At 44.5% G+C, this 25,679-nt stretch carries 19 protein-coding genes; 5 read left to right on the forward strand and 14 right to left on the reverse strand.

Annotation, left to right across the window (positions count from 1 at the left end; translation table 11 throughout):
* Positions 1-13: 13 nt before the first annotated feature.
* The 10 genes from V7O63_RS07545 to V7O63_RS07590 form a co-directional block, all read right to left on the reverse strand.
* Positions 14-1,984 (reverse strand): glycoside hydrolase family 15 protein, encoded by a 1,971-nt coding sequence (locus tag V7O63_RS07545; protein ID WP_340817808.1) that lies wholly within the window; start codon positions 1,982-1,984, stop codon positions 14-16.
* Positions 1,981-2,784 (reverse strand): V4R domain-containing protein, encoded by an 804-nt coding sequence (locus V7O63_RS07550; RefSeq protein ID WP_340817809.1) that lies wholly within the window; start codon positions 2,782-2,784, stop codon positions 1,981-1,983. The genes V7O63_RS07545 and V7O63_RS07550 overlap by 4 nt, the downstream gene beginning before the upstream one ends.
* A gap of 44 nt (positions 2,785-2,828) precedes the next feature.
* Positions 2,829-4,025, reverse strand: coding sequence for a glycoside hydrolase family 57 protein (locus tag V7O63_RS07555; RefSeq protein WP_340817810.1), 1,197 nt, complete (start codon positions 4,023-4,025; stop codon positions 2,829-2,831).
* Positions 4,022-5,155 carry an alpha-amylase gene (locus V7O63_RS07560; RefSeq protein WP_340817811.1) on the reverse strand — a complete coding sequence of 378 codons (1,134 nt, stop codon included), beginning with the start codon at positions 5,153-5,155 and terminating at the stop codon, positions 4,022-4,024. Before V7O63_RS07560 ends, V7O63_RS07555 begins: the two co-directional genes overlap by 4 nt.
* A 7-nt stretch (positions 5,156-5,162) precedes the next feature.
* A complete protein-coding gene (locus V7O63_RS07565; RefSeq protein ID WP_340817812.1) occupies positions 5,163-6,041 on the reverse strand; it encodes a mechanosensitive ion channel family protein in 879 nt (292 codons plus the stop codon).
* On the reverse strand, positions 6,038-6,760 hold the full coding sequence (locus V7O63_RS07570; RefSeq protein WP_340817813.1) for a DUF432 domain-containing protein: 723 nt from the start codon (positions 6,758-6,760) through the stop codon (positions 6,038-6,040). Before V7O63_RS07570 ends, V7O63_RS07565 begins: the two co-directional genes overlap by 4 nt.
* A gap of 27 nt (positions 6,761-6,787) precedes the next feature.
* Entirely contained in the window at positions 6,788-7,813 is a 1,026-nt protein-coding gene (gene corA / locus V7O63_RS07575) for a magnesium/cobalt transporter CorA (RefSeq protein WP_340817814.1), read from the reverse strand.
* A gap of 93 nt (positions 7,814-7,906) precedes the next feature.
* Positions 7,907-9,073 carry a glycosyltransferase family 4 protein gene (locus V7O63_RS07580; RefSeq protein ID WP_340817815.1) on the reverse strand — a complete coding sequence of 389 codons (1,167 nt, stop codon included), beginning with the start codon at positions 9,071-9,073 and terminating at the stop codon, positions 7,907-7,909.
* Positions 9,074-9,075: 2 nt separating this feature from the next.
* Positions 9,076-10,074, reverse strand: a complete 999-nt coding sequence (locus V7O63_RS07585) for a DUF4931 domain-containing protein (protein ID WP_340817816.1) — start codon at positions 10,072-10,074, stop codon at positions 9,076-9,078.
* A 3-nt stretch (positions 10,075-10,077) separates the two neighbouring features.
* Complete coding sequence (locus tag V7O63_RS07590; RefSeq protein ID WP_340817817.1) at positions 10,078-11,880, reverse strand: glycosyltransferase; 1,803 nt, start codon at positions 11,878-11,880, stop codon at positions 10,078-10,080.
* 222 nt (positions 11,881-12,102) lie between these two features.
* On the opposite strand from V7O63_RS07590, the gene V7O63_RS07595 reads away from it, so the two are divergent.
* The 3 genes from V7O63_RS07595 to V7O63_RS07605 all read left to right on the forward strand — a co-directional run bounded on the left by V7O63_RS07595 (position 12,103) and on the right by V7O63_RS07605 (position 14,634).
* Positions 12,103-13,128, forward strand: a complete 1,026-nt coding sequence (locus tag V7O63_RS07595) for a CNNM domain-containing protein (protein ID WP_340817819.1) — start codon at positions 12,103-12,105, stop codon at positions 13,126-13,128.
* A 78-nt stretch (positions 13,129-13,206) separates the two neighbouring features.
* A complete protein-coding gene (locus tag V7O63_RS07600; protein ID WP_340817820.1) occupies positions 13,207-13,731 on the forward strand; it encodes a hypothetical protein in 525 nt (174 codons plus the stop codon).
* Positions 13,732-13,776: 45 nt separating this feature from the next.
* Positions 13,777-14,634, forward strand: coding sequence for a mechanosensitive ion channel family protein (locus tag V7O63_RS07605; RefSeq protein WP_340817821.1), 858 nt, complete (start codon positions 13,777-13,779; stop codon positions 14,632-14,634).
* Between the two features lie 25 nt (positions 14,635-14,659).
* Here the strand turns inward: V7O63_RS07605 and V7O63_RS07610 are convergent, their stop codons facing one another.
* The 3 genes from V7O63_RS07610 to V7O63_RS07620 all read right to left on the reverse strand — a co-directional run bounded on the left by V7O63_RS07610 (position 14,660) and on the right by V7O63_RS07620 (position 22,525).
* Entirely contained in the window at positions 14,660-17,362 is a 2,703-nt protein-coding gene (locus V7O63_RS07610; protein ID WP_340820822.1) for a cation-transporting P-type ATPase, read from the reverse strand.
* 90 nt (positions 17,363-17,452) lie between these two features.
* Positions 17,453-18,118, reverse strand: coding sequence for an NAAT family transporter (locus V7O63_RS07615; protein ID WP_340820823.1), 666 nt, complete (start codon positions 18,116-18,118; stop codon positions 17,453-17,455).
* A gap of 486 nt (positions 18,119-18,604) precedes the next feature.
* Entirely contained in the window at positions 18,605-22,525 is a 3,921-nt protein-coding gene (locus tag V7O63_RS07620; RefSeq protein WP_340817822.1) for a PAS domain S-box protein, read from the reverse strand.
* Positions 22,526-22,943: 418 nt separating this feature from the next.
* Between V7O63_RS07620 and V7O63_RS07625 the strand changes: the two genes are divergently transcribed.
* Positions 22,944-23,627 carry a peroxiredoxin gene (locus tag V7O63_RS07625; protein ID WP_340820824.1) on the forward strand — a complete coding sequence of 228 codons (684 nt, stop codon included), beginning with the start codon at positions 22,944-22,946 and terminating at the stop codon, positions 23,625-23,627.
* A gap of 87 nt (positions 23,628-23,714) precedes the next feature.
* On the opposite strand, the gene thiC is transcribed toward V7O63_RS07625, so the two are convergent.
* Positions 23,715-24,998: a phosphomethylpyrimidine synthase ThiC gene (gene thiC / locus V7O63_RS07630; protein WP_340817824.1), complete on the reverse strand. Its 1,284-nt coding sequence runs from the start codon at positions 24,996-24,998 to the stop codon at positions 23,715-23,717.
* Between the two features lie 196 nt (positions 24,999-25,194).
* Between thiC and V7O63_RS07635 the strand changes: the two genes are divergently transcribed.
* Positions 25,195-25,581 (forward strand): SgcJ/EcaC family oxidoreductase, encoded by a 387-nt coding sequence (locus tag V7O63_RS07635; RefSeq protein WP_340817826.1) that lies wholly within the window; start codon positions 25,195-25,197, stop codon positions 25,579-25,581.
* Positions 25,582-25,679: the final 98 nt, after the last annotated feature.

Consider the following 25,679-nt stretch of genomic DNA (forward strand, 5'->3'; position numbering starts at 1 on the left):
GTAGTTCAATGGTCTATCCATTGTCAGGGGACCTGTAGAGTTTGTCCAGCAGTATTATGTTATCCAGCATCAGCGCACAACTCCAGCTTAGAGGTATCGCCCATGCAGGCCTGCCGGTGTATTTATTGACCTGCTCCGGGAGCATACCTGCACCGGTTGCACCTTTAAGTGACCATTTGATGTATTTCAGTGCCCCATTGCCCAGTGTCTGAAGTTCATCCTTATCGTTATCACTATCATCGATCGTGATCGCAAGTTCAAGTAATGCCTTTGAGAGCCAGAGGGTTGTGACTATCCAGGGATTTCCATCGATGTAGTTGTCATCAACATATCTCTTGATGCCGAAGTGTTCGTTCACAGGCACCCTGAGATACTTCTCGATGTTCTGTATCATTGACATGATCATCTCCCTCTCTTTCTTATTATCCGGAGAGAGCATGTTGAAAGGGACAAAGGTACCTAATATACTTGCATCAATAGCAGTATCTAGTTCACCATTATTGAGTCCCCTTGCAAAATAACCTTCATCGAGCCAGAACCTTTCTATGGTGGTCTTCTTGATGAGCTCGGCACGTTCGATCCACCTGTCGGCAAGTCCCTTTTCATTGTAGTCAATAGCCATGTTCGCAGCTCCGATGAGTCCTGCATATATGGCGGCATTGGTGTATGTGAACACGCCGGAATGTGTCTCCCACAGACACAGGCATGTCTCATGAAGTCCACTGCCGGTTCTTTTCATGAGGTACTCCGCTGCACAGAGGACCGTTGCCCACATGTTGTCAAGGAACTCCGCTTTCACAGGTTGTTCAAGGGTCCGGTAATACCTGTCCATAGCAAAGATCGTGGTGCCAGTCTCATCTATCTGGGTGGTGGAACTGAAATTTCCCCATGAAGGTGCGGTATTCCCGTCCAGCCAGTAACGCTGGAACCATGAACCGTCCTGAAGCTGCGTGCCCTTGCACCATTTGAAGAAACGGGCACAATGATCAGGATAACCTGCTTCCATAAGGGATGTGACTATCTCCGCGGAATCCCTGTGCCAGCAATAACCGTATCCGCCGCTTTTCTCGAACTCATGGTCGAATTCAGGAGCAGCGAGGAAAGACCCTTTTCCGGGGTCGTTGAGTATACTTAAAGCAAGTATAGAGCGGTTGAAAGCATTGAGAAGTTCCAGCCTGAACGACCCCAAACCAGGATATTCCGGTAGCTCAAGGAGCTTCTTCTTTGAAAGCCATCTGATCCATTTCTCCTGTGTATCATTATATATGCTCTCTACAGGTTCCTTCAGTACCTCACGCATCCTTCTGTAAAGCGCAGGTCTTCTTGAAGCCGCACCAATGAAAACAGTGATTACCACGGGTTTTGACGGTTCTAAGTCGAGCTTCCATCCAACGGCGCAATTCAGGTTTCCTATATCCTCATTGTTCCGCTGTAGCTCTCCATCCTCCATGTCATATTTGGCATTGGTCCACCATATCGTATCCATTGCCTTACCTACCTGCCATTCCTCGAACATCGGAGTGGATGTTATCCCTACATAGTAGTTCTTCCAGTATTGTGCCAGCAGGCCTGAATCGTGGTCACAGAAAGCGGAGTTCTTCCTCTTCATCTCACCCACCTGGAGGTTGGAGAAGTAAAAGAACTTCCCATGGAACCCTTTACTGGAACTTATCCGGTATTTGCGCACAAGTACCGGCAGGGTGGGGTGGACGAGATCAAGTATCTCCATCTTAAGCCCGGAAGGATGGGTGAGTTCTGTGTTCAATATATTTGTGTCATCGATGTATCTCTGGTCTGCGTGCCACTCACGGGCATTGGACCAGATAAGTCCTTTCCCATCATGTATACATGCCTGTGACTCTTCAACATGCTGTGCAAAATCCTTCCCCGGATAATAATAACCGAATATCTCACCTTTCTTTCCCATTGTCACCAGCAATCTTTCATTGCCTAATATCGCATTGGGCTGTCGGATCACGATCATCTACCTCTGAGCAGGTGTTCTATCTTAACATCTTCCGGAACAGGTGAGATGATGTGTTCGCAGAGAGTATCTCCCATGGCCTTGCACCTTGTCTCACGGACCTGAACCACCTTTCCCAGTGATTCGGAGATATATCCTGCAATGAAACCACTGATGTATCCGCAAACGGGGACGTCGCTGTCCTCGTATTCTCCTGCAATGAAAGAATCGATCATCCTTGCAGTACCTTTCAGTTCAGTGATGTCCATATCATGCTCAAGGACCCCCCATCCGGCTGCCACCAATAATTCCCCGAGCAGGTCCATGAAATTGCTGTCATCCATATCAGCTACTTCTTTCAGGTATCTTGCAGCACCTTCCCCGTTCCTCAGTCCGACTATGGTCAGCAGGCCTTCGGATTGTGGTACATGCTCGTTCAGGACATTGAGGAAATTGACAAAGGTCTTTGCCCTGATAAGCACTGCTCTGTCCCCGATGATATGTAATGGAAAATCAACGGACTGGATGACCCTGTTCTTTGAGACTCCCCACTCAATGTCGAGAACGACGTCCATCCTTTCAAGTTCATTTGCAATACTTTCTATATCCATGTCCTTTTTCGCTTCAGTGAACATCACATACCTGCCTCTGGAAGGGTCTTCCGAACTGTCCAGATATGCAAATCGTATGTCCAGTTCCTTTTCAGCAAAGAACGATGTTATGTCCGCTTCAGAATGCAATGTGTTCTCGTATGTGATCCTGAACCAGATGACATCTGCTTCAGTATCCACTCTGGAGAACATGTAAAGGTCTCTTACCATATGCCAGAACTCCCATAGATAATAGGACATTAAAAGATATATTACTATTCTGTTGATGCAAGGTTCCTGAACACATGTGCCTTGAAATCAGTGAGTGCAGCCATGAAGTTGACAGCTGCATCGTAAGGTGACTCGTGGATGCTGAAATACGAATGCACATCCCCGTCACCAAGCCATTTCGTGCTCATATAGTAATAGTGATCCGAGGTGAGCATATGTTTCCATATTCTCAGCATTTCCGCATCATGTGTCCTTTTGACATAGCTCTCAAGTATCTTTATCTCCTCAAAGCAACGTCTCTGCATATCGTTACCGAGCCATGCACTGGTATCCCTCTCGATGTCGGCCCACGATATTGTTGAGAAATCACCCACATCGACCTCACCTGCTGGTTTGTAGGCTTCGATGGTCTGGGATGGGGTCAGGAAACGCATCCCTCTGTCCATTACCTCACCTGGAAGTGCCCTTAAGAATTCGAAGATGCCGGTATCCTCCCACTGGTGCTCGCCAAATGTCTCGTAATCCATGAAGATGTTCAGGGTCTCGCCATTGTTCCAGGAAGCCCAGTCCGCCCACTTGTTTGCAGTAAGCGGGTACTCCTCCCACCACTGTGAAGAAAAGCGATAGCCTATATCATCACTCAACTTGTAGTTACGGAGTAGTATCGCTATGTCGGTATCTTTTGCTTTGTACACATGGTCAGGTGACCGTCCTCCAAGGATGCGTTCGATCCCTTCAGTGAGTATCGCTTTGTATCCCATCTGGTCTGCAAGCTGTGCTACACTATTATTGTAAAGCATCTCAGTATTCCTGAATATCTGAGGGGTGACACCAAGAAGTTCTGAAATGAGTTCACGGTGCTCTTTCACCTCATCCATGAACTCTTCCTTTGATTCGAACAGGGATGCAAGTGAGTGATAGCATGTTTCATCCAAAAATTCAATGCACCCTGTCTCTGCAAGGTCACGGAAGGAATCAAGCACATCCTCTCCCCACTCCATACACTGTTCCAGCAGTGTACCGGTAACTGACATGCTGGCCCTGAAATTGCCATCTGTTTCATCCGTTAGTTCCAGCAGGGTCCTGTTAGCCGGAAGGTAGCATTTTCCTGCAACCTTCTGGAATATCTCCTTGTTCGTCCTTTCATCAAAATACCTGTCAAAGCCCTGTTTATTATCGGGCCAGAACCATCTGAGCCTGTATGGCTGGTGGATCTCGAAGAAAGGACATATGGAGCTCATCTTTTCGCCTCCCGGATGATCGCGCGTTCAATGTCGGAAAGTATAGAAAGGTCGTTCACAGCCCTCTCATATCCAAACCTTCTCTCCTCTGAGTTCATCTCAAGGAATATCTCACTCTGCTGCAGGTAGCGGTATATCCTGAGCATCTCTTTTCTCCGCTCAGGATCCTTTATTGATCCGATCTGTTCTCCTGTATCTACAAGTTCGTGCATGAAGAGGTGTTGTGCATGGTTACCGAGCAGGTTATGCATTCCATAGCGTGCTGTGGTCTTTGAATCAAGGGATGAAAGGCTTGTACTTTTGAACATATCCACAGCATCTTCAGCCAGTACCATCTCTATTCCCTTCTCCTTTAAGCTCAGTGGCAGCTCTTTCAGGAACCTGAGTATTTCTTTGTTGTTCTGGAGATGGGTGTTGATCGCATCATATTTTATGTAGAGCGTGATCACATCTCCTTCCATGCTGGCGATCCAGGAGGCAAACTTGTCGGCGATAAGGGGATATCCGGGCCATGCATTGTCAGAGAACCTGATCTCAAGGTCCTCGCTCAGGTTTATGTGTCTCAGGAGAGTCGGAACGGTATTGTCGTAGACATGCATGGGGTCGTAGCCATTCATGATGTTGTGTGAGCCTTCTGAAATGAAGCATTTGAATCCCATCTCTTTGAGCACTTTCAATGCCCTTTTCTCAAAAAGGAGCTCGGTATTGACAAATGTCCTTGCCTCTCTGCCGAAGAGTTCCTTTATCATCCCCCGGTCCATTTCGACCTGCTCCCTGAACTCTGTCATATCAGGGAACATCGAGCATACTGAATGATAATATGGCGAAGCAGCAAAAGAGACGCTTCCCGGGTCAAGTTCCCTGAAACCATCGATTATCTCAGGAGACCATTTACATTGTTCAAGGAATACCCCTGATACGTCCAGTGTATATTTTCCACCGTTCTCTATTGATGCAGCCAGTGTATCGTTGAGAGTTTCCACATTCTCTGCCAGCTTTGTGAAATTATGGAATGCCTTCTCCATATCAAAGTACTTCTCGATATGCACATCCCCATAACCTTCCTGTGGCCAGTACCATCTGAGTGGTAAAGGAAGGTGTACCTCGAAACAAACACATACTGCTTTCATGTTCTCTCTATTCCTGACCGTTATTTCCAATGATATGGTCTTCAGTTCTATCCGAAACAATGTTCCTTGTATTGAGATCACTTGCGAACCAGACGGTCCTCTGTGGGAACGCGATCTCTATTCCATTCTCTTCAAGTGTCTTCTTGATGATCCAGAGCAGTTTCATCTTCAGATCATACCATTCAGTTGCAGGGGCCCATACCCTTACACTGATGTTAACGGCATTATCACCCAGATTATCTACAAATACAGAAGGTGAAGGGTTCACAAGTGCATAGGGTTGTTCATCGATGAGTTCCTTGATTATCCTGATAGCCTCATCGGCATCATCCTCATAGCGGATACCGACGACATATTCGAACCTTCTTGCAAGGTTTGCCACATAGTTTGTGATACTTGTTGTAAAAACGGTCTCATTGGGCAACCTTATGTAGAGTCCTTCGTATGTTCGGATAATGGTGGATATTATCTTTATATCCTCTACATAACCAAGTTTGTTATCGATATTCACCTGGTCGCCTATCTTTATAGGACGTTCTATCATCAGGAAAACACCTGATATGAAGTTGCCTACAATGCTCTGACTTGCAAAACCAATGACTATACCCGCAACACCACCGGCAACAAGAAGACCGGATGTATCAATATTCAGGATAGGGAAGATGACACCAAGTATTGCAAACACTATCAGGCCGTAGTAGATCGTCTTGAGCAGGATGTTGAGATGTTCTTTATCCATCTTATCCTTCAGCGTTCTCTGAAGGTATATCGTGATACCTTTACCTAATAGAACGGTGAAGAAGAGTATCAGTAATATCGTGAATATCTGCAGGAAGGGATCGGAGAGTGGAGGTACATATTGGGAGATTAAAGTGCTGTTGCTCATAGACCGAACTCCATTATTCCCTTAGTTCCGGTCATGGCCAGCTTACGTGCAGTGTAGAGTTCCATGGACCTCTTGAATCTTGAAGTTGTAGGGTATGTGATGAAATCGGTTTCCGCCAGGAGCTTGTTTATGATCCTCATGGATGCTTTCATACCAAGTCTCCTGTCACCATAATATATCTTCATCCCATAGGCGTTGAAAACAGCCTTTGTGACCTCCATCATGTGATTTGAGTCGTTTATGATATCAAGTTCGATGTATCCTTCGTACAATATATCTGTGTCAGGTTCCTCGAAGTACACATCACTTTCCCAGTGTCTGCAGATAAGCCCAAGATTATGACTTCCGTATAGTGTGAACTTGATCCTGGAATAGGTGAAGATATCAATGACTTCATAGTTCCCTGCTTTATCCGTGACGAATACTCCTATCTCCACGGGGAATTTAAGGTATATCTTCTTCCGGTCGCCGGGACCTATCAAAACCGGACGTTTGAATTCGATCAGCAGGAAGGATGTGACCTTCTTTGGAAGGTTAACTGGTTCTATCGGGTTTATGAGTATATCTCCTTCATTTTTCAGCAGCACAAGCTCAGTCTCTTCCTGTCCCCGGAACGTTCTCCTGTAAACAAGGTTGTTTCCCTGCTTATCAACTGTGATAATGTTATCTTTGAGGTCATTCAGTTCTGTCGTGAACGGCGGGTGATATATCTCATACATTACTATCGGTATCCTTATCTTTAATGATCAAAGCCAGTTCTTCCTTCGGAAATATATATACATTGAAAGGAATATCAATATATTTATTGTCCACACAGCATGATATCCCCATTTCCATGCAAGTTCCGGCATATATGAGAAGTTCATTCCATACATTCCGGCAAGGAAGGTCAGTGGTATGAAAATGGTAGCTATTATGGTAAGTGTTTTCATAACCTCATTCATTTTATTGCTTACACTTGACAGATATACATCCAGTATTCCGGAGAGTATGTCACGATACGTGTCTATCGTCTCCGCTATCTGGATCGTATGGTCGTATACATCTCTAAGGAATGTAAAGGTGGTCTCTTTAAAAAGAGAGGACTCTGTTCTTTCCATGTTATTGATGACTTCCCGGAGAGGCCAGACGGATTTACGAAGGTAGATCATCTCTTTCTTCATGTCATGTATACTCTGGAGGGTCTCAGGGTTTGGATCCTCTATCAGTCTGTCCTCCAGTTCCTCGATAATATCTCCATATCTCTCTATGATCACGAAGTAATTGTCAACTATGGAGTCCATAAGTGCATACGCCAGATAATCAGCCCCCATTGTCCGTATCCTTCCCTTTGAGTTCCTGATACGTTCTCTGACCGGGTTGAAAGTATCACCTTCAACCTCCTGGAATGACAGCACGAAGTCCTTTCCGAGTATTATGCTGACCTGCTCTCCCTTTACATTGATGTCGTCTTCTCTGGATCTGAGCATCTTGAGGACGATGTATATGTAAGAGTCATGGTCCTCCATCTTCGGTCTCTGGCCTGTGTGAACGATATCTTCCATTATCAGTGGATGCAGGCCAAAGTGTTTCCCAAGTTTCTCAACTATGTCTACCTGGTGGATACCATCGATATTGATCCACGATACGGTGGGGGAATCTTTGAAAGGGAAACATTCCTCTACTTCATCAACAGTCCTTTCATGATAATTGGTCCGGTCGTAGTCTATAATGGTTATCTTTACGTTCTCTGTCCTCTTCTCTCCCACATGGACCAGACTTCCGGGCATCATTCCCGCCTTCCTTGATACACGATTCGTGAGTTTTCTTATAGTAACACCCCGCATGCAATTTCTTTATCTTCATAGATAAGATGAAGAAAAAGGTCATGAAAGCATCTTTCTGTAAACATCGACCGTCATCTTTGCGATGTTGTTCCAGTTATACTTCGTTCCTATGAGCTCTTTCCCAACCTTTCCAAGCTCATCGTCCTCATAGTTGTCCAGCACATGGTTTATTCCCCACGCGATCGATCCCGGGTTCTGGTAGACAATTACCCCGTCCCTGAAGTTATCGATGAGTGATATCGCATCCGTGGCAACGATATTCTTGCTGGCATCCCAGGCCTCCAGCAGTATGATCCCGAAAGGTTCATTCCTGCTTGGTACACAGATGAGATTGCAGGCGTTCATCCACTTCTTTTTGACGGATTCATCAACATAACCCAGGAAATGACAGCTATCCTGAATGTTCAGTTCATAGGTGATACGTTCACATTCAGGTCGCATCTCACCTTCTCCTATGATCACGAATCTGGCATCCCATCTGTTAGCAAGCACATCAGGGATGGCCCTTACAAAAAGATCAGGTCCTTTCTGGTAGTTCATCCTTCCTACAAACAGGACTACAGGAGCATATGGATGTATACCATATTCCTCCTTGACCTTTCCATGGTCAACATCCATCTGTATAGTATGTTCATATATCCCGTTCGGGACGATGGATATCTTGTTATCCGGTATCTGGTACAGGTACTGTATCTCTTTTGTAAGGTTTGGGGATGTGGATATAACACAGGCTGATTCATACCCTCCTCTCCATTCACGATGGCTTATCTCTGTGGCCTCCCACCAAGTACCATGCTGGTTCCCGTTACGTCCCCATTCAGTGCTGTGATACGTAATTGCGAAGGCAAGGCCAAATTCCTCTTTAAGCCTGCATACAAGGTTCACAGGATGCCAGTCATGTACGTGTGTAAGGTCGAAATCCCCGAAATCCTTCGTTGCTTCGATAAAAGCGGTATACATGGAATCACACATGCTGTCCATCTGCTGGACTATTCCACCGTAGAGGGCATGGAATATACGATGGTAATGCACTCCGTTAACAATCTCATATGGAAGCATGTCCCTGTTCCTTGTGAATATATGGACCTCATGTCCCATGCCGGCAAGAGCCTCGGATAGTTCGGTCACATGGGGTGCCAGTCCACCGACCTTTACAGCATTCAGGCTTTCCCACGAGAACATGGCTATTCGTAATCTGTCTTCCATGTTCACCCCTCTTCAGGTATCAGTTCACTATTTTCCAGCAGATGTTCGACGGCTGTCTCAGGTGGCATTGTATTGATGTATATGTCAGTGTTCTTCTCAAAACCAGCTGCAATTGATGTAACAGGTGCTATTCGGACATTGAAGTGATAGTTAGTGTCATCCTCTGCCTGGAAGAACATGTAATTATAAGCAAGCTGAGGTATGGTCTTCTCAAGGAGGAAAACAGCCTTTCGGATGCAGTCACCCAGTGAGAACAACAGTTCGTCGCTGAACCCGGATATATGGTTCACATGGCGCTTTGGTAGCATCCACATCTCATAAGGTGACCTGGAATAGTAAGGAGCTATAAGGATGAAGTCATCATTCTCGTAGACATGCCTTTCACCGTCCTTCTCCTTTTCAACGATCTCGCAGTAAGGACACCTCTCAAGTCCTGAGATCACCTTTTTCTCTTTTCCGATGGAAGATGGCTCTATGGGAAGTGCTATGAGCTGCGAATGGGTATGTTCCAGTGAAGCACCAGCTTTCTTCCCCCAGTTCTTGAAAAGTGATACATATTCTATTCCCTCCATTGACCGGTAATGTACGACCCTGTCCCTGTAGGCTTTCATCAGCAGGAGTATCTGTTCATCCGAAAAGAGATGGAGCCTGCTTTCATGGTTAGGGTTCTCTATGATCACTTCGTGGAATCCAAATCCTTTTTCAACATCAAATGAACTGTGTTCCACTTCAGAAGCCTCAGGTGACAATGCGGGATAAAGGTTAGGTATACATCTTATATCCCATCCTGTGACCAGCTCTTCCTCTGTATCTTTCAGGATCTCACCATTTTTGTATACTGCATTTGCAGGAGGCGTCTGGTCCTCGTGTCCTTTGCAGAAAACACAGCTTAAGGATCTCTTTTCATCATCACAGGCTTTTGGGGCAGAAGGTCTTTTGCTTCTCCCGAAAGCTATTATGCAGTGCTCGTCAAGGAAATAATGTTTGCGTATCTCGGACATGTTTCACTCCAGTCTTGTTCCTGTGAGGAGCTCATAATACGTTTTGATGGGTTCTTCCCAGTTCATGTCCTTTGCAAGCAGGTTCGCTTCCTGACAGAGGAGGTTGTACTTTACCTTATCATCCGTATACGTGTCGATGAAGTAATCCATGGCAAGGGCGTAATCAGCTACCGATTCCAGATAAGGGATATTGATATTGTCAACAACGATCACTCCCCCCATGCCCATGACCAGTCTTTTCAGTGTCTTGAGAGCATCGCTGAAGCCACAAACCTTGCTGACTATGCTAGGTGTGGATTCCTTTCCTGCTTCAAGTCCTGTCAGCAGGAATGGTTCGTATTTTGAAGGGAACACTCCGGCAATGCACCCGGCCATGAACTCATCCGGAGTCATATTAAGACCGCCGTCATGGTCTGATATCCATTGTGGGTACAACACCGCTGAAACATGCCTGGTGCCATCCGGTATCTTCGAACATTCAAGTCCCCTGCCCTCTATCATCTGCTGGAGGCGTATCTCCTCACCGACAAGAACTTCCTCAGGAAGGTTGATCGGGAAATTCTCGGGAGTGTTCGTCTTCGGACCCTGGGCCGCGACAATGAAACATATAACACGATAGTCCTCATCCAGATGTCCGGCATCGATCTCGTTCTTTACCATCCTGTCAAGTATCACCAGGGAATCTAGAAGGTCAGGATAACCCTTATTCTCGACCTCGATCCTTGATATGGAGAATATGGGGATCATCCTGTCAGGTGGGATCACTTTGCTGTCGAACACATTGTTTATCTTCTCAGAGAGGAATTCCTGTATCTTCTTTCTGGAAATGGTCTTCTTTTCCCAGTCGATCTCTTCATCTTCCTTATCGATACCATTTCGGACTATTATGGAGTCAATATTGTAGAATAGCTTTATTTCCTTACGTGTGGAATCTCCTACTGCTGTGACAACATCTGCGTAAGATGAAAGTGATTCCAGTTTCGCGTGGTTGAGGGGAACCCCACTATCCCATGAACTGTCGTTCTCCCTTATCTTCCGGATGGACTGGTGTCCTGATGATCTTCCCGGAAGTGTTGCATGGTATGTTGCAACGGTTTTGACGTTGATCCCAAGCTTTTTAAGCCGTGCAAGTGCATAGAATACCCCGAATTCATGGCAGTGAAGTGAAACGTGGACTGTGGGCATAAGGGATGCTGCAAATTCTGATATTGCTTTGTCCTCATATTCCTCGGCATTTTTCTCTCTGGCAGTTGCCAGTGCTCTGACAAATTCCGATATGGCATAGGAAAGGTTCAGATAGTGGGTGTATTCCGCACCGTTACCCATACTCTCATAGGTCATGGAATCCAGTCCGATAAGGTCGTATGCCTCTGCTTTGATCATACTGTCAAGACACATCTCCTTTCCTTTGTATTCCATGCCAAGCCTGCAGAAATCAAAGGTCTTGAACATAAGATGGATCACCTTCACACCTTTCACCATCTCGATACCGACAAAGGATTCTATTCCTTTTGTTTTCAGTTTATCGATGGTCTCAAAGAGTTCCCCTTCCGGTTCCATCTCTTCAAAGGAACTCATGTCGGTTATACGGTTCAGGCCTTTGTTCCAGTCAGAACCGCTATGTCCATAGTAGGGTCCTGCAACGATGATACTTGGTGCTGTTTCCTCATCTATGATGCCTTTGCTGATAAGTCCGGCAAGGTTCTTTGCTTCGGCATCTATGACATTCCAGATACCTCCCATCTTGTTGGACCGTGGCCCGGCCTCCTCGCCAGCTATTATTATACATTTGCTTTCTAGCGTCATTCCCTTTCTCCCGAAGATCTCTTCTATCTTAATAAGGTTGCAATTATATATCAAAATATCTCAGGGTGTTTACTGATAAGGATATTTCCAGCTATTTTTAGTATAGAGGCATCATTACATGTTCTTTTCATTCATCTCAACAAGCTGCGCTCTCAGAAAGCTTTTATTACTCTTGCAGGCATAAGAAGGACCGGGTTTTGAATACAGCCCAGCGGATAATACATGAATAATCTAATAATATGGTCCCTTATAGTTCTCTGTCTGATCCAGTCCGGGATATTTTCCGGTCTCACAATTGGTATGTTCGGACTCAGCCGTCTTCGTCTTGAGATCGAAGCAGAGGCTAAGAACGAGAACGCGAGAAAGGTCCTTGAACTCAGGCGCAATTCCCACCTGCTGCTTTCAACTCTTTTGTGGGGTAATGTAGGTATAAATGTTCTTCTGACATTGTTGACTGATTCGGTCATGGCTGGTGCTTCAGCTTTCATGTTCTCCACGGTCTTCATCACATTGTTCGGTGAGATCGCTCCACAGGCATATTTCACACGTAATTCACTGAGACTTGGAGCTACACTCTCCCCACTTGTGAAATTCTACATGGTGGTGCTGTACCCGGTAGCAAAACCGTCTGCACTGCTTCTTGACATGTGGCTTGGGAAGGAGAAGATGGAATTCTTCAAGGAACGTTCCCTTGGAATTATGCTTAAAAAGCATATAGTGTCTGAGGCTAGTGATATCGATCATCTTGAAGGTCTTGGTGCCCTGAACTTCCTTTCCATAGATGATCTTCACATAAAACAGGAAGGTTCGGTCGTCGACCCTTTGAGTATCATTTCGCTTCCTACTTACAATGGTCTTGTTATGTTTCCTTCAAAAGATGACCCGGAATTCGGTGATCTCCTTGAAAGTATGGCTTCAAGTTCAAAGAAATGGGCCATAGTGGTGGATGATACCAATGAGCCGGTACTTGCAATAGATTCCGGTTCTTTCCTCAGGGATGCTATCTATGGAAAAAAGGAGTTCAATCCGTATCGTTACTGCCATCATCCTATCATCATACGTGACCCTGAAGAGAAGATCGGCAACGTACTCCATCGCCTGAAGGTCTATCCTGTGAATGCAGAGGATGATGTCATAGATGATGACCTGATACTTTACTGGAACAAGGAAGATCCTGAAAAGATGATCATAACAGGGTCAGATATACTTGGTCGCCTCTTAAGAGGAATTGTTGTAAGAGTTGAGTAAGTCATTTTTTCTATTTTTAACGATATATTTAATAACTTAAAAACTGCAAATATCTTTAGGGCTCGTGGAGGGGCTTTTATGAAAGAAAATATTATCAAGATCAGAGCTGAGATTGATAAGCTCATTGATAAAACGGGTGATGATGCAGAAATAATAGCACAGGATGTGAAGGTATCTGTAAAGGCTATTGTGGAGGAAATAAAAAGTATCGATCTTCAAGAGGAAATGGAAAATATCTTCGAGGATATTGATGAGCTTGCCGAAAAGTCAGGTGAAAAGGGGAAAAACCTTGCTTTGAAGATAGGTGAACAACTTGATGTCCTTGCTGACAGGATAAACCTTGGAAGGAACTATGATAAGGTAAATGCAGGGATAGATTCTCTTATTGATTCAACAGGGGATGAAGCTGCAAAGATCACGGAAGATGTGATGGATCATCTCAAAAAGATAGCGTCATCTATAGGATCAGTTGATCTTAAAGAAGATATAGAGGAAATAGCAAATAAGATGAAAGAACTTGCACAGGCTACTGGCAAGGAAGCTGAGGAAATGGCATCTGATATAAAAGAAAAGGTAAGGGACATTGGAAAGAAGAAAGAGTGATCTCTTTCTTTTCTATTTTACTATACTGGTAAGAGTAATGATAATATGGCGTCGGATCTGCAGTATCTTACAAATTTAGATAATACACTATTGTCCTTTGGGGCAAAGGTTCTTGTGGTTATCTTTCTGCTGGTCCTTGTCAGCATCTTTGTCGATACCCTGAAGAACAATCTTCTAAAGAAGGCAAAGACGAAGAAACAGACATCTAATATCAAATTGATGAGCCAGCTTTTCCGTTATGTGCTCTATCTTTTTATCATACTTTTTGCGACCCTCTCTTCTTCAGGTGCTCTGGCAGATTTCGGCATCTTCCTTGGTCTGTTATCAGCAGCAATTGGTTTTGCACTACAGAAACCCATGACAGGTATTGCAGCATGGATCATGGTCGTTTCAAAGAGACCTTTCGATATCGGTGACAGGATCACAGTTGGTGATGTGAAGGGTGATGTTGTGGATATCAACCTGACACATGTGCATATCATGGAGGTTGGTGGACTTCTCGGTGATGAGGAGAATTCCGGCAGGGTGGTTATGGTGCCTAACTGGCTTCTTTTTGAGAAGAATATCATCAACTACACTTCAAACAATGATTTCGTGCTTCATAGTGTGATAGTAAATGTGACCTATGAAAGCGATCTCGATAAGGCTATGGAAATAGCTGACCTTTCGGCACGTAAGTTCCTGGCAGGTCTTATCAGTACAAGTCCGGCAAGTCCTCATATACGGGTTGATTTCCAGCCAAGCGGTATAGATGTTCAGGTGAAGTATTTCTGTCCTTCCAGACAACTGCACGAATATTCATCAAAGATAACGAAAGAGATCTTTGACAGGATAAGGGTGGCTGATGATGTGGAGATAGCCTATCCGCATACAGAGGTTGTTTTCAGGAAAAAGAAAGAGTGATAATACAGGTCACACTGGCTAATGATCACCATTTGAAATAGCGGATAACAAATTCAGAATCCTTTCTTATAGCGTATTTTCTCAGTTCATCGACACCTAGCAGGAGCAGGGCGAATGGGACTGCGATAAGTATGTATTTCATTGATATTGCTGCTGTATTGAATATCAGGTTCACGAATGGGTTGAATATGATGAATGAAAGAATGATCAGTTCGCTGGCTATACCCAGGAGCACCATGCGGTTGCTAAGGAATCCCTTTGTGAGCACGGATTGCCTTCTTGTCTTCGATGTGAACACGTTCGCTATCTGGCATATGATAACAGCTGCAAAGAAAGCCGTAATTGACTGCATGTAGAGCGGGTCAGAGAACGGTAGCTGCTGTCCCCATGTCCATCCTCCGTCGAATAAGACTGCAAAGTAACATGCAAATCCGGCTGCTGCCTCTATGGGTCCCTTGACACCATAGGATGTGAACAGTACCTGAGGTGTCAGAAGTTTCTCATCCCTCTTACGTGGTGGTCTTTTCATAATATCCCCTTCTCCCTTCTCAACCGCAAGCGAGAGTGCAGGAAGTATATCCGTTCCAAGGTCAATGGCAAGGATCAGCTGTACGTTCATTGGCAGTGGCAGTGCCAGCAGTACAAAGGCTATGAAAGGAAGTATCTCCGGGATATTGCTTGTAAGGATGTAGGCTATGAATTTCTTGATATTATCAAAGACCGTCCTTCCTTCCTCTATGGCATTTACGATAGTGGCAAAATTGTCATCCAGAAGGACCATATCCGCTGCTTCTCTTGCAACGTCGGTACCACTTCCCATGGCAACACCCATGTCAGCATTCTTCATGGCAGGTGCATCATTGACACCGTCACCTGTCATTGTAACGATCTCACCGGCTGCCTGGAACGCCTGCACGATCTTCAGTTTCTGAACAGGGGATGTACGTGCGAAAACAATGCTCGGAGCTTTCAGTTTTTGTGTGATCTCATCTGTCGAGAGTTTTTCAAGCTCCTCTCCTGTGATAAGTACAAGTTCTTCATGGTCGTTTGTAAGGCCAACTGTTGCAGCAATGGAACGTGCGGTAACCGGATGGTCACCTGTTATCATCACGACCTTGATGCCTGCCCTGTGACATTTTCTGATAGCTTCCTTTGCTTCCGGTCTTGGCGGGTCCACAGCACCTGCGAAACCGAGGAAGATGAAACCATCATCATATTCACTTGCGCTTTCAGCTTTCCTGTAAGCGAAGGCAAGTACCCTCTCGCCTTTCTTTGCCATTGAAAGATGCTCTTCTTCAAGACGCAGCTTGTCATTTTCATCAAGTATATCCTCTTTTCCTTCAACAAGGATATGACTGCACATGTCAAGGATGACCTCTGGAGCACCCTTTAGATATGCTTCCATCTCACCGGAAGGCGTCTTGCAGATCACCTGCATCCTCTGTTTCTTTGAATCGAAAGGATACTCCTGCATCCTTGGGTAGTCATTTTTCAATTTCCCGATATCAGTGAAATTGCTTGAATAAACAAGCAGTGAGCCTTCAGTAGGGTCTCCTTTGTAACCGGGGTTCTCTTCTGTTAACCTTGAGTTATTACAGATGGTGAACACACGTAGTAACACATCAGGTGGAGTTTCTTTTTTCTCAACATCCAGATGTTTCGAACCTGTGTATACGGAATGGATCGACATTTTGTTCTGTGTGAGTGTTCCGGTCTTATCGGTGCATATAACGGTAGTTGAGCCCAGTGTTTCCACTGATTCCAGTTGCTTGATCAATGCATTCCTCTTTGCCATCCTTTTGGATGCAAGGCTCAGGGACAGGGTCACTGTGGGCAGGAGACCTTCCGGTACGTTAGCAACGATGATGCCTATGGCAAATATGAGGTTTGCAAGGAAGATATCCTGTATAAGGAAACCAACGATGAAGAAAACAACTCCAAGGAAGATGGCTATTGCAGAGATTATCTTTATGAAATCATTAAGTTCCCGGCGAATAGGTGTGTCAACGGAAGATGTCTGTTCGGTAAGGGCTGCCAGTTTCCCTATCTGTGTATCGGAACCGGTTCCGAAGATGATCGCCTTACCATTTCCGGTCTGCACAAGTGTTCCTGAGAAAACCATATTACGGCATTCGAGAATATTCGGATGGGTACATTCAAGTGAACGTAACTGTGGTTCTGCTTCCCCTGTTATGGGTGAGTTGTCCACTTTCAGTGAGTGTTCCTCGATGAGCCTGCCATCTGCCGGGATCTTGTCACCTTCTTCGAGGTAGATCACGTCACCGACAACCAGCTCAGTGGCCAGTATCTCTGTGATCTGACCATCACGCATTACCCTCGTCTTCGGAGGTATCAGGTTCCTGAAACTGGCCATGATCCTCTCGGCCTGATACTCCTGGATGAATGTGAAAGTACCGTTCAATACCACGACCCCGAGCAGTGCGATGGCAATGTAGATATTGCCCTGGCCGGGATCAAGCCATTCGGCAATGAAAGAGAGTATGGAACCGAACAGGAGCAGTAGTGAGAAGAAATTCCTATATTGCCTGAGATATCTGATGATAAGTTTTTCTTTTACGGTCTCTTCGAAGATGTTCCTTCCACAAAGAACTATCCTTCTGCCTGCCTCCGCAGAGGACAGACCTTCGGCTGTTCCTTTCAACCTTTCGAACATATGCTCCAGTGAGACCTTATGCTCATCACCACTGGACCTGCATTGAAAGTCCATCTCCTGTGGCAAATATCACCAACACTCCATCTTATGATATGTGTGTATTGGATAAAAATAGTTTTGTTTGTTGCCTTTATGACCATGGGACTACTGGAACGATAAGTAGATGTTCCAGATACCAATGGTAATGAAATTAACGGCCATTGCTGCAAGCAGAAGTCCCATTAGTCTTGTGAACACCAGCATTCCGGTATATCCAAGGAACTTATAGATCCTTCTTGAGAAATGGAAAAGTACTCCTGTTATCAGGAAAGTGAGGAGGATAGCTGCTATCACCTCTCCTCTTTGCAGGACCGATACGGCACTCCCCATCAGGACTATTATGGTGGTGATGGTACCGGGTCCTGTCAGGAGAGGAAGTGCGATAGGGAATATCCATATATCACTACGTTCCATTGATATGTCGATCTCTTTCTCTGTGACACTTTCACGGGAGACCTTTGCAAGGATCATATCGAATGCCACAACGAACAGCAGGATCCCACCGGCAACTCTCAAAGAATCGATACTCACTCCGAAGAAGTTGAGGATAATTTGTCCTGTGACTGCGAAGAATAAGGCAATTATACATGCAAGGATCACAGATTTGGATGCAAGATAATTTTTCTCATCCAGGCTCATGTCACTTGTCAATGATACAAATGTGATCACTCCGCCTACAGGACTGACTATGGCGAATAAAGAGCTGAATGCGTAGATAAAAAAAGCAAAATTGTCCGTCCTTGTCCCTCCTGTGTTACATCTTAATATCATTTTCAAAAACAAATAAAAGTTACGGTGATAGTTTATATGCACTTTTTTGAGTATGTGCGCAACTAAATATTGGTTTACAATTGTTTGTGTAAAATCAGATTTGTTAACTATCATTTATATACTGGTTTACAATATTGGTTGTTATTTTGTTACACAGATGAAAAATATATGCTCTGTATTTATATAGAGTACAATAACTTTATATTCTAGTAATCATAGAATGATAATTTGCCAGAGAAATATTACTCTGGTGCATGGGTGTGGGTCATTTGAAAATCCATCTACTACCTCCTTCAAACTAACCACATCCCCTTTCTAAGTTACCCTGGCTTTATGCCAGGGTCACTTCCCACTAAGAATTATCTTCTATTTCTTTATAATTCACGAATGCTGACCATAATGGAGGTTTACAAAAGAATGGTCAACGTGTCGTTTCGGTCAATGGTCAAAGTGACCTGCATCTCTATATAATCCTGCAACCGTCTTTCAATCATTGATCGGGATCCTGAATGTAAAATTACTTCCCTTGCTTACTTTACTTTCAACCCAGATCCTTCCGCCATGTAATTCCACGATATCTTTTACAAGAGCAAGACCAAGTCCTGTTCCTGCATATCTTCTGGATATGGAAGAATCTATCTGGCTGAAGGGTTTGAAGAGCTTTCTCTGGTCGATCGGAGATATACCGATCCCTGTGTCTATAATGGATGTCTGCAGATAGCTGCCTTTTGTTTCAGTATGAATTGTGATCCTTCCATCATTATCTGTGAATTTGATGGCATTTCCGATGAGGTTATATAAGATCTGTTTGATCTTTGATCGGTCTGCAATTATCCCCGGAAGATCATCAGGCAGGTCAATATCGACTGTCAGGTTCTTTTCTGCAGCAAGCGGACGCATTATTGTAACGACCTCATTGACGGCTGATGAGATATCAACGATATCGAAATTCAGTTCCATCTTGCCTGCTTCGATCTTCGAGATATCGAGAATATCATTTATAAGGCTCAAAAGATGGTGTCCACTATCAGATATATTTTGAAGATAATGTTTCTGCTTATTATCGATCTCCCCTGCCATACCATCTACCATTGCATCTGAAAAACCGATTATAGAATTAAGTGGTGTACGCAGTTCATGGCTCATATTGGCAAGGAACTCGCTTTTTGTACGATTGGCAGTCTCAGCTTCTATCTTTGCAGTTATCATGGCCTCTTCAGCTATCACCCGGTCAGTTATATCCCTGGCTACGGTCTGTATAAGGTCCTGCTCTTCCGCTTCGAGGAATGTAGCACTCAGATCCGCATATACGATAGTTCCATCAGAACACAGCATCCTGTTATCTCTACGGCAGTGTCCTTCTTTCCTGAGTTCTTTCATCCTTGACCGTATCTCTTCCCTGTCCTCTGGTACTGTCAGGTCCATCATCGACTTCTGTTTAAGTTCCTCTTCATTATAATCGAACATTTCACAGGCCCTTTCATTTGCTTCCAGGATCTTTCCGTTGGTATCATGTATCATTATGGCATCATTGGACCTTTCAAAAAGGCTTCTGTATTTAGCCTCGCTCCTGGCCATCTTATCTTCGGCTTGTTTACGTTCGGTAACGTCTTCCGAGAAGAACATCATTCCACCAACGGTACCATCTGCTGCTCTCCATGGTCGTACTTCCCCACGTACCCACTGTACCCTTCCATCAATTCTCTCAAAACGTGTCTCTGCGACAGGTATAACTTCACCTTTCAAGGCCCTTCGATGCATATCTTTCCATTCTTCAGGAATTTCAGGGAACACTTCGTAGTGTGATAATCCGGTCACATCCCTGTCTCCGAGAAAATAATCCGTTTTCCAGCGACGACTTGCAGCTATGTACCGCATATTGCGATCGACCATGGCTAAGGATGCTGGTGCATTCTCTATGAACATTCTGAGCTTTTCCTCGCTCTCTCGCAGTTTATTCTCATCATTTTTGCGCTCTGTGATGTCCTGGAACGATCCTCTTACCTTCACTACCTTTTCGTCTTCTATTATTGGATTTCCAATTGTTCTTATCCATTTATGCGTACCTTTAGCTGTGATCAATTCCAGTTCAAGGTCGTAAGGTTCACCTTTTTGTACAGCATCATGGACAGCTTTTTCAATAAGCTCTTTTGAATCAGGGGGATAGAAACTCAATCCGAATTCCACATCTGTAGAATTTAAAGGATCCAGTTCATGGATCTTTGCAACTTCCTGTGTCCATGTTCCTTTACCAGTTGATGCATCAAATTCCCATCCTCCTATCTTTGCAATGATCCCAACTTCAGTTAGGAGAGCTTCACTCTCGCGTAAGTCCTCTTCTGCCTTTTTCTGCTCGGTAATATCCCTGAACTCAACAACCCTTACCTGCTTTCCTTTGTATGGTATGTTCCTTGCTTCCAGTCTGAGGGGATACTCGCTGCCATCTTTGCGACGTCCCATTGCTTCATACGGTTTCTCGTAACCTGCAAGGATATTGGTCATTACCCTGTCCCTGTGACTTTCAGCTATTAGCAGCAATCCGTCCATTCCTATCAGTTCTTCCCGCGAGTAACCGGTAATTTCAGAAAGACCCAGGTTACATTCAAGGATCTTCCCTTTATCGTGAATGGTGATGCCACCAAAAGATGCGTTATGTAATGCTTTGAACCGTTCTTCACTTTCTTTGAGTGCGATCTCAGCTTCTTTTCGTTCAGTAATGTCTTCTGAGAAAATTATGATGCCACCAATGGTGTCATCGGCCTTCTTCCATGGTCTTACCTCCCAACGTGTCCAGCGTATGGTTCCGTCAGGAAGTTCGAAGCTATTTCCATCGTTTCGAATAACTTCTCCTTTAAGGGCACGCTTGTGTGCGGCTTTGATCTCATCAGGCAAGTATGACATTACATCATAATGTTTCATTCCGATGGTATCTATGTCATCAAAACCGAAGTAATCATTCCATCGCTGACTTACGGCTACATGTCTTAGATCATTATCCAGCATTAATAGTTCTACTGGCGCATGCTCGATCAGAATTCTTAGTTTTTCCTCGTTATCACGCAATTTGTTCTCAGCATTATTGCGTTCTTCCTCGGTATTTTTCCTTTCAGTAATATTGGATGTGGTTCCAACCATCCGATAAGTCCTGTTTCCTGTCGGACTGGAAGAACCCTGAGAGTTAACCCATGTAGTTCTTCCATCGTCTGACAAAACCCTGTACTCGACATCTATCGGAGTTTTTGGGTTTTCAAATGCAAGTTTCAATTTATCCTGCACCTTTTCCATATCATCCGGATGTATATGTGTAAAATAACATTCCCAGTCAGTTCCTATGGTGCCCTCGGGGAAACCCAGCATTTTATCCATTGGTTTGGAAATGTAAGTTTGTGCTGCATTTCCTGTATCATCAAAATCAGCTTTCCAGATAACGGTATCCAGTGATTCGATGATATCTTCATATTCCTGTTCTTTTTCAAGCATCAAGCTCTCTGCATTCCTGCGTTCAAGGATGCTGGCCATCATATTCCCTGCAATTTTCAGGATATGGAGATCCTTTTCTTCCCAATCATGTACCTCTTCCTTGCGATCAACACTGATAAAACCCTTGAAAAGACCATGGTGCGAAATAGGGATCATTGCAATAGCCTTTATTTCCAGTTCCTGCAGTATCTTTTGCGCATCTTCACGTTCTTCCGGCATTCTGTCAACATCCGGGATATTGATGATCTGCATGCCGTTGAATTCAGTTAATACGAGTTTTTTGTAGTCCCATTTCCCATTCAGTGGTATTGTGGATATAACTCCATCAGCGTGCCATTCATGTGTCTTTACGAGGAAGTCGGTACCTTCATCTGTATAGAACAATGCTGCACGGTCCACTCCTGTATAGTCTGCAAGTTCCTCAAGCGTCCTGTTTATATCCTCATCGATCTCGCTAAAGCTGCTGTTGATAAAGCGGTCCGATATCTTTGAGACCAAACTGTCTTTGAGCCTGTTCTTCTCTATTTCTGCATCTACTGCTTTCTTATCAGTAAGGTCCTCAATGATAACATGACAGCCGTAGATCTCACCATTCTCATCTTTCAGGGGGAACGCCCTGAAACTCAAAAATAGTTCTTTACCCCATTTTGATGTGTAAGGTGTTTTTATCGATGTAATTTTTCCAGTAGTGAGTGCTTCTTCAAGGGTAGCAGAAATACCTGATCCTGCAAGAGGCGGGAATGTCAGCATGTTGATCATCCTGGTGGAACCTGCTGAAGGAGATCCCAGTATCTTCAGGAGAAAATCATTTACAGCAGTGATATTCCCTTCCCTGTCACATGAAAGTATTCCAAGGGGTAATTCGTCAACGAGTTTCTCAAAACCAGAGTTATCGTTTTCGGGTATGTGCTGCTCAGTTACACCCACACGGCCACCTTCCGTCATTAAATATGGACTCGTTTTTGAAATTAAGTATATTTTTACTATTATCGATATTAGGTTTGTATGTTCAGTATTTATATTTTGTTACATCTTCAAATTAGAACTGTTCAACAACATCAACCTATCTATGGTTAACTTCTTATTCTCAATCTTCTTAATATTTATGGGGTTAATGCAGATATTTGGATAGTTGCGACCTGCTACTTAGTTCATACCACAAAATAATGATGTGATCAAGATGGATGAGAAAAAAGACAAAAAGAAATATCTGGAAGAGCAGTTCAGGGAGATGAAAGATTCTATTTCCAGGAACATCAGGGATCTGGAACTGGAAAAAGAGTTCGACAAACAGGTAAAGGAGATCAACGAATATCTCGACAGCAGCAAAAAGAAGATAAGAGCCATGGGTGAAAAGTCTCCAGAGGAACAAGTGACCATGCCTTTGATAGGTGATACTGCACCTTCATTTACTGCAGTGACGACAGCGGGAGATATAAACTTCCCGAAGGACTACAAAGGTAAATGGGTCATACTTTTCAGCCACCCTGCAGACTTCACACCTGTATGCACTACAGAGTTCATGACCTTCTCCAGCATGCAGGAGGAGTTCGGGGAACTGAACACAGAGCTTATCGGTCTTTCCATAGACAGTATATATGCACATATCGCATGGCTCAGGACGATCAAAGAGAAGATCGAGTACAAAGGTATGAAGGATGTGGAGATAACCTTCCCTGTTATCGCTGATCTTAGGATGGATGTTGCAAAGAAGTTCGGAATGGTACAGCCAAATGCATCGGATACACAGGCTGTCAGGGCAGTGTTCATCATCGACCCAAAGGCAAAGATCAGGGCAATCATCTATTATCCACTGGCCAATGGAAGGAACATGGATGAGATCAGGAGACTATTGCTGGCTATGCAGAAGTCAGATGCAGAGGATGTAGCCACACCTGCTAACTGGCAGCCGGGTGATGATGTTATAATCCCTCCACCGGGTTCATGTGGAAGCGCAAAGGAAAGGGTCGAATCAGAAGAGGAAGGGAAATACTGTCTTGACTGGTTCATGTGCTTTAAGAAACAGTAGAACAAAAAAATTCCAATTAACAAGATAGATGAAAAGGACTTGATGTCCTTTTCTTTTTGATCGAACAAAATAGGATAAAATAGAGAATTATTCCTTCTTCTCTTCTTCAAGTGCCTTGCTGACGATCTTCATGGCACAGAGGTCACCGCACATGGAACATGCTTCACTTCCGGTGTTCCTGCTATCCCTTATCCTCTTTGCCTTCTCACCGTCGATGGCAAGCTCGAACTGCGTATCCCAGTCAAGGCTCTTTCGTGCATGTGCCATCTTGTTGTCAACAGCTCTTGCACGTTCTTTCTGCCCTTCCTTTGCAAGGTCTGCTGCATGTGCAGCTATCCTCGTGACGATGGTTCCTTCGCGGATGTCGTCCTTTGTTGGTAGTGCAAGATGCTCGGCAGGTGTTGTCATACACAGGAAATCTGCACCGCACATTCCTGCGAAAGTACCTCCGATGGCTCCAGTAATATGATCGTATCCCGGTGCGATGTCTGTGACAAGTGGACCAAGCAGGTATAGTGGTGCCTGATGGCAGAGGTTCTTCATTGCTTTCACGCTGAGCTCGATCTCATCGATAGGAACATGCCCAGGGCCTTCAACAAAGCACTGGATGTTGGCTTCGTGTGTCCTCTTAACGAGTTCGCCAAGGGTTATGAATTCCATGAATGAAGGTCCGTCAGATGCATCATGGATACATCCGGGTCTCATACCATCCCCAAGGCTGATAGCCATGTCATACTCGTGTGCTATTTCCATCAGATAATCGTATTCTGCGTAGAATGGGTTGTCCTCACCGTTATGGAGCATCCATGCAAGGGTGAATGAACCTCCACGGCTGACGATGTCCATGAACCTGTTCCCCTGTTTGACCCTCTTCAGGGCATCCTGGTTCACAGCTGCATGTATGGTGACAAAATCGATACCATCCTTTGCGTGCTTGCGTACTGCATTGAACATGTCATCGGATGTCATATCAACAACAGCTTTCTGTGAGGCTGCTGCCTGGTAGATCGGTACGGAACCGATCGGGATGTTAACTGCATCCATTATTCTTTTTCTGGTAAGGTCGAGGTCCCCGCCTGTGGACAGGTCCATGAGTGCGTCGGCACCGAAAGCTTCTGCGGTCTTTGCCTTCTCCACTTCATCATTTATGTCGATGTAATCACGAGAGGTTCCAATATTTGCGTTGATTTTAGTACTGAGGTATTTGCCTATACCTACGACCCTGCATTCCCTTACAGGGTTGTTGGGAATACTTATGGTCCCATTGGCAACACATGAACAGATGGTCTTTGCGTCAATGCCCTCATCCCTTGCAACAGCTTCCATCTGGGGCGTGATCTTGCCCCTCTTAGCATCTTCCATTAGTGTCATTGTATCTCCGGTCTGCAGTGTCCTTTAGGTGCAGATACATTCTTGCCACATATATATGTTTCACAGCACTTATGGAATATTTGGAATTGTTTTTCATTTGTTCCTTTGTGATCATACTGGTCAATGAGTGGTGTTACCAGCACAAAAAGGATAATCTTTCTTTCACAATCTGACATGCACAGTGGAGAACATAACTATGGAAGAACAACATCCAATAGAATCACTGATCAACAAAGCTGATGCTGCTATAGGTCAGGGATATCTCGATACTCTGATAGATATCTATGCAGATGATGCTGTTCTGGTTATTCAGCCTGGGATGAATGCGGTTGGCAAAGAGCAGATCAGAAAAGCATTTGAAGCGATTGCTGCTCATTTTGAGCATACACTGGAGGTCGAACAGGCCGGAATGGAAATTCTGGAAACCGGTGACGTTGCTCTGGTCCTATGTAATACAATTGTTTCAGCTAAAGAACATCCCTGCCAGGAGCGTAAAGCAACCTATGTTTTCAAAAAGAATGCAAATGATGAGTGGCTCTGTGCGATTGACAACTCATACGGACACGACTTGCTGGATGTTTGAATATTATGGATAATCAAAAAAGAGTGAATGCAACAAATTATTTTATCCACCTTTTCGGATTATGCCAGCTTCGCCGGGACCCTCCGGGATGGTTTAAG

Source organism: Methanolobus sp. WCC4 (assembly GCF_038022665.1).
Lineage (GTDB): Archaea > Halobacteriota > Methanosarcinia > Methanosarcinales > Methanosarcinaceae > Methanolobus.

Coding starts and splice junctions, on each gene's coding strand:
- V7O63_RS07610 (WP_340820822.1), bottom strand. CDS start 17,362: ATGGACTTTCAATGCAGGTCCAGTGGTGATGAGCATAAGGTCTCACTG.
- V7O63_RS07595 (WP_340817819.1), top strand. CDS start 12,103: ATGAATAATCTAATAATATGGTCCCTTATAGTTCTCTGTCTGATCCAG.
- V7O63_RS07570 (WP_340817813.1), bottom strand. CDS start 6,760: ATGTATGAGATATATCACCCGCCGTTCACGACAGAACTGAATGACCTC.
- V7O63_RS07580 (WP_340817815.1), bottom strand. CDS start 9,073: ATGGAAGACAGATTACGAATAGCCATGTTCTCGTGGGAAAGCCTGAAT.
- V7O63_RS07605 (WP_340817821.1), top strand. CDS start 13,777: ATGGCGTCGGATCTGCAGTATCTTACAAATTTAGATAATACACTATTG.
- V7O63_RS07635 (WP_340817826.1), top strand. CDS start 25,195: ATGGAAGAACAACATCCAATAGAATCACTGATCAACAAAGCTGATGCT.
- V7O63_RS07550 (WP_340817809.1), bottom strand. CDS start 2,784: ATGGTAAGAGACCTTTACATGTTCTCCAGAGTGGATACTGAAGCAGAT.
- V7O63_RS07590 (WP_340817817.1), bottom strand. CDS start 11,880: ATGACGCTAGAAAGCAAATGTATAATAATAGCTGGCGAGGAGGCCGGG.
- V7O63_RS07600 (WP_340817820.1), top strand. CDS start 13,207: ATGAAAGAAAATATTATCAAGATCAGAGCTGAGATTGATAAGCTCATT.
- V7O63_RS07560 (WP_340817811.1), bottom strand. CDS start 5,155: ATGAAAGCAGTATGTGTTTGTTTCGAGGTACACCTTCCTTTACCACTC.
- thiC (WP_340817824.1), bottom strand. CDS start 24,998: ATGACACTAATGGAAGATGCTAAGAGGGGCAAGATCACGCCCCAGATG.
- V7O63_RS07585 (WP_340817816.1), bottom strand. CDS start 10,074: ATGTCCGAGATACGCAAACATTATTTCCTTGACGAGCACTGCATAATA.
- corA (WP_340817814.1), bottom strand. CDS start 7,813: ATGATGCCCGGAAGTCTGGTCCATGTGGGAGAGAAGAGGACAGAGAAC.
- V7O63_RS07545 (WP_340817808.1), bottom strand. CDS start 1,984: ATGATCGTGATCCGACAGCCCAATGCGATATTAGGCAATGAAAGATTG.
- V7O63_RS07625 (WP_340820824.1), top strand. CDS start 22,944: ATGGGTGAAAAGTCTCCAGAGGAACAAGTGACCATGCCTTTGATAGGT.
- V7O63_RS07615 (WP_340820823.1), bottom strand. CDS start 18,118: ATGATATTAAGATGTAACACAGGAGGGACAAGGACGGACAATTTTGCT.
- V7O63_RS07565 (WP_340817812.1), bottom strand. CDS start 6,041: ATGAGCAACAGCACTTTAATCTCCCAATATGTACCTCCACTCTCCGAT.
- V7O63_RS07555 (WP_340817810.1), bottom strand. CDS start 4,025: ATGAGCTCCATATGTCCTTTCTTCGAGATCCACCAGCCATACAGGCTC.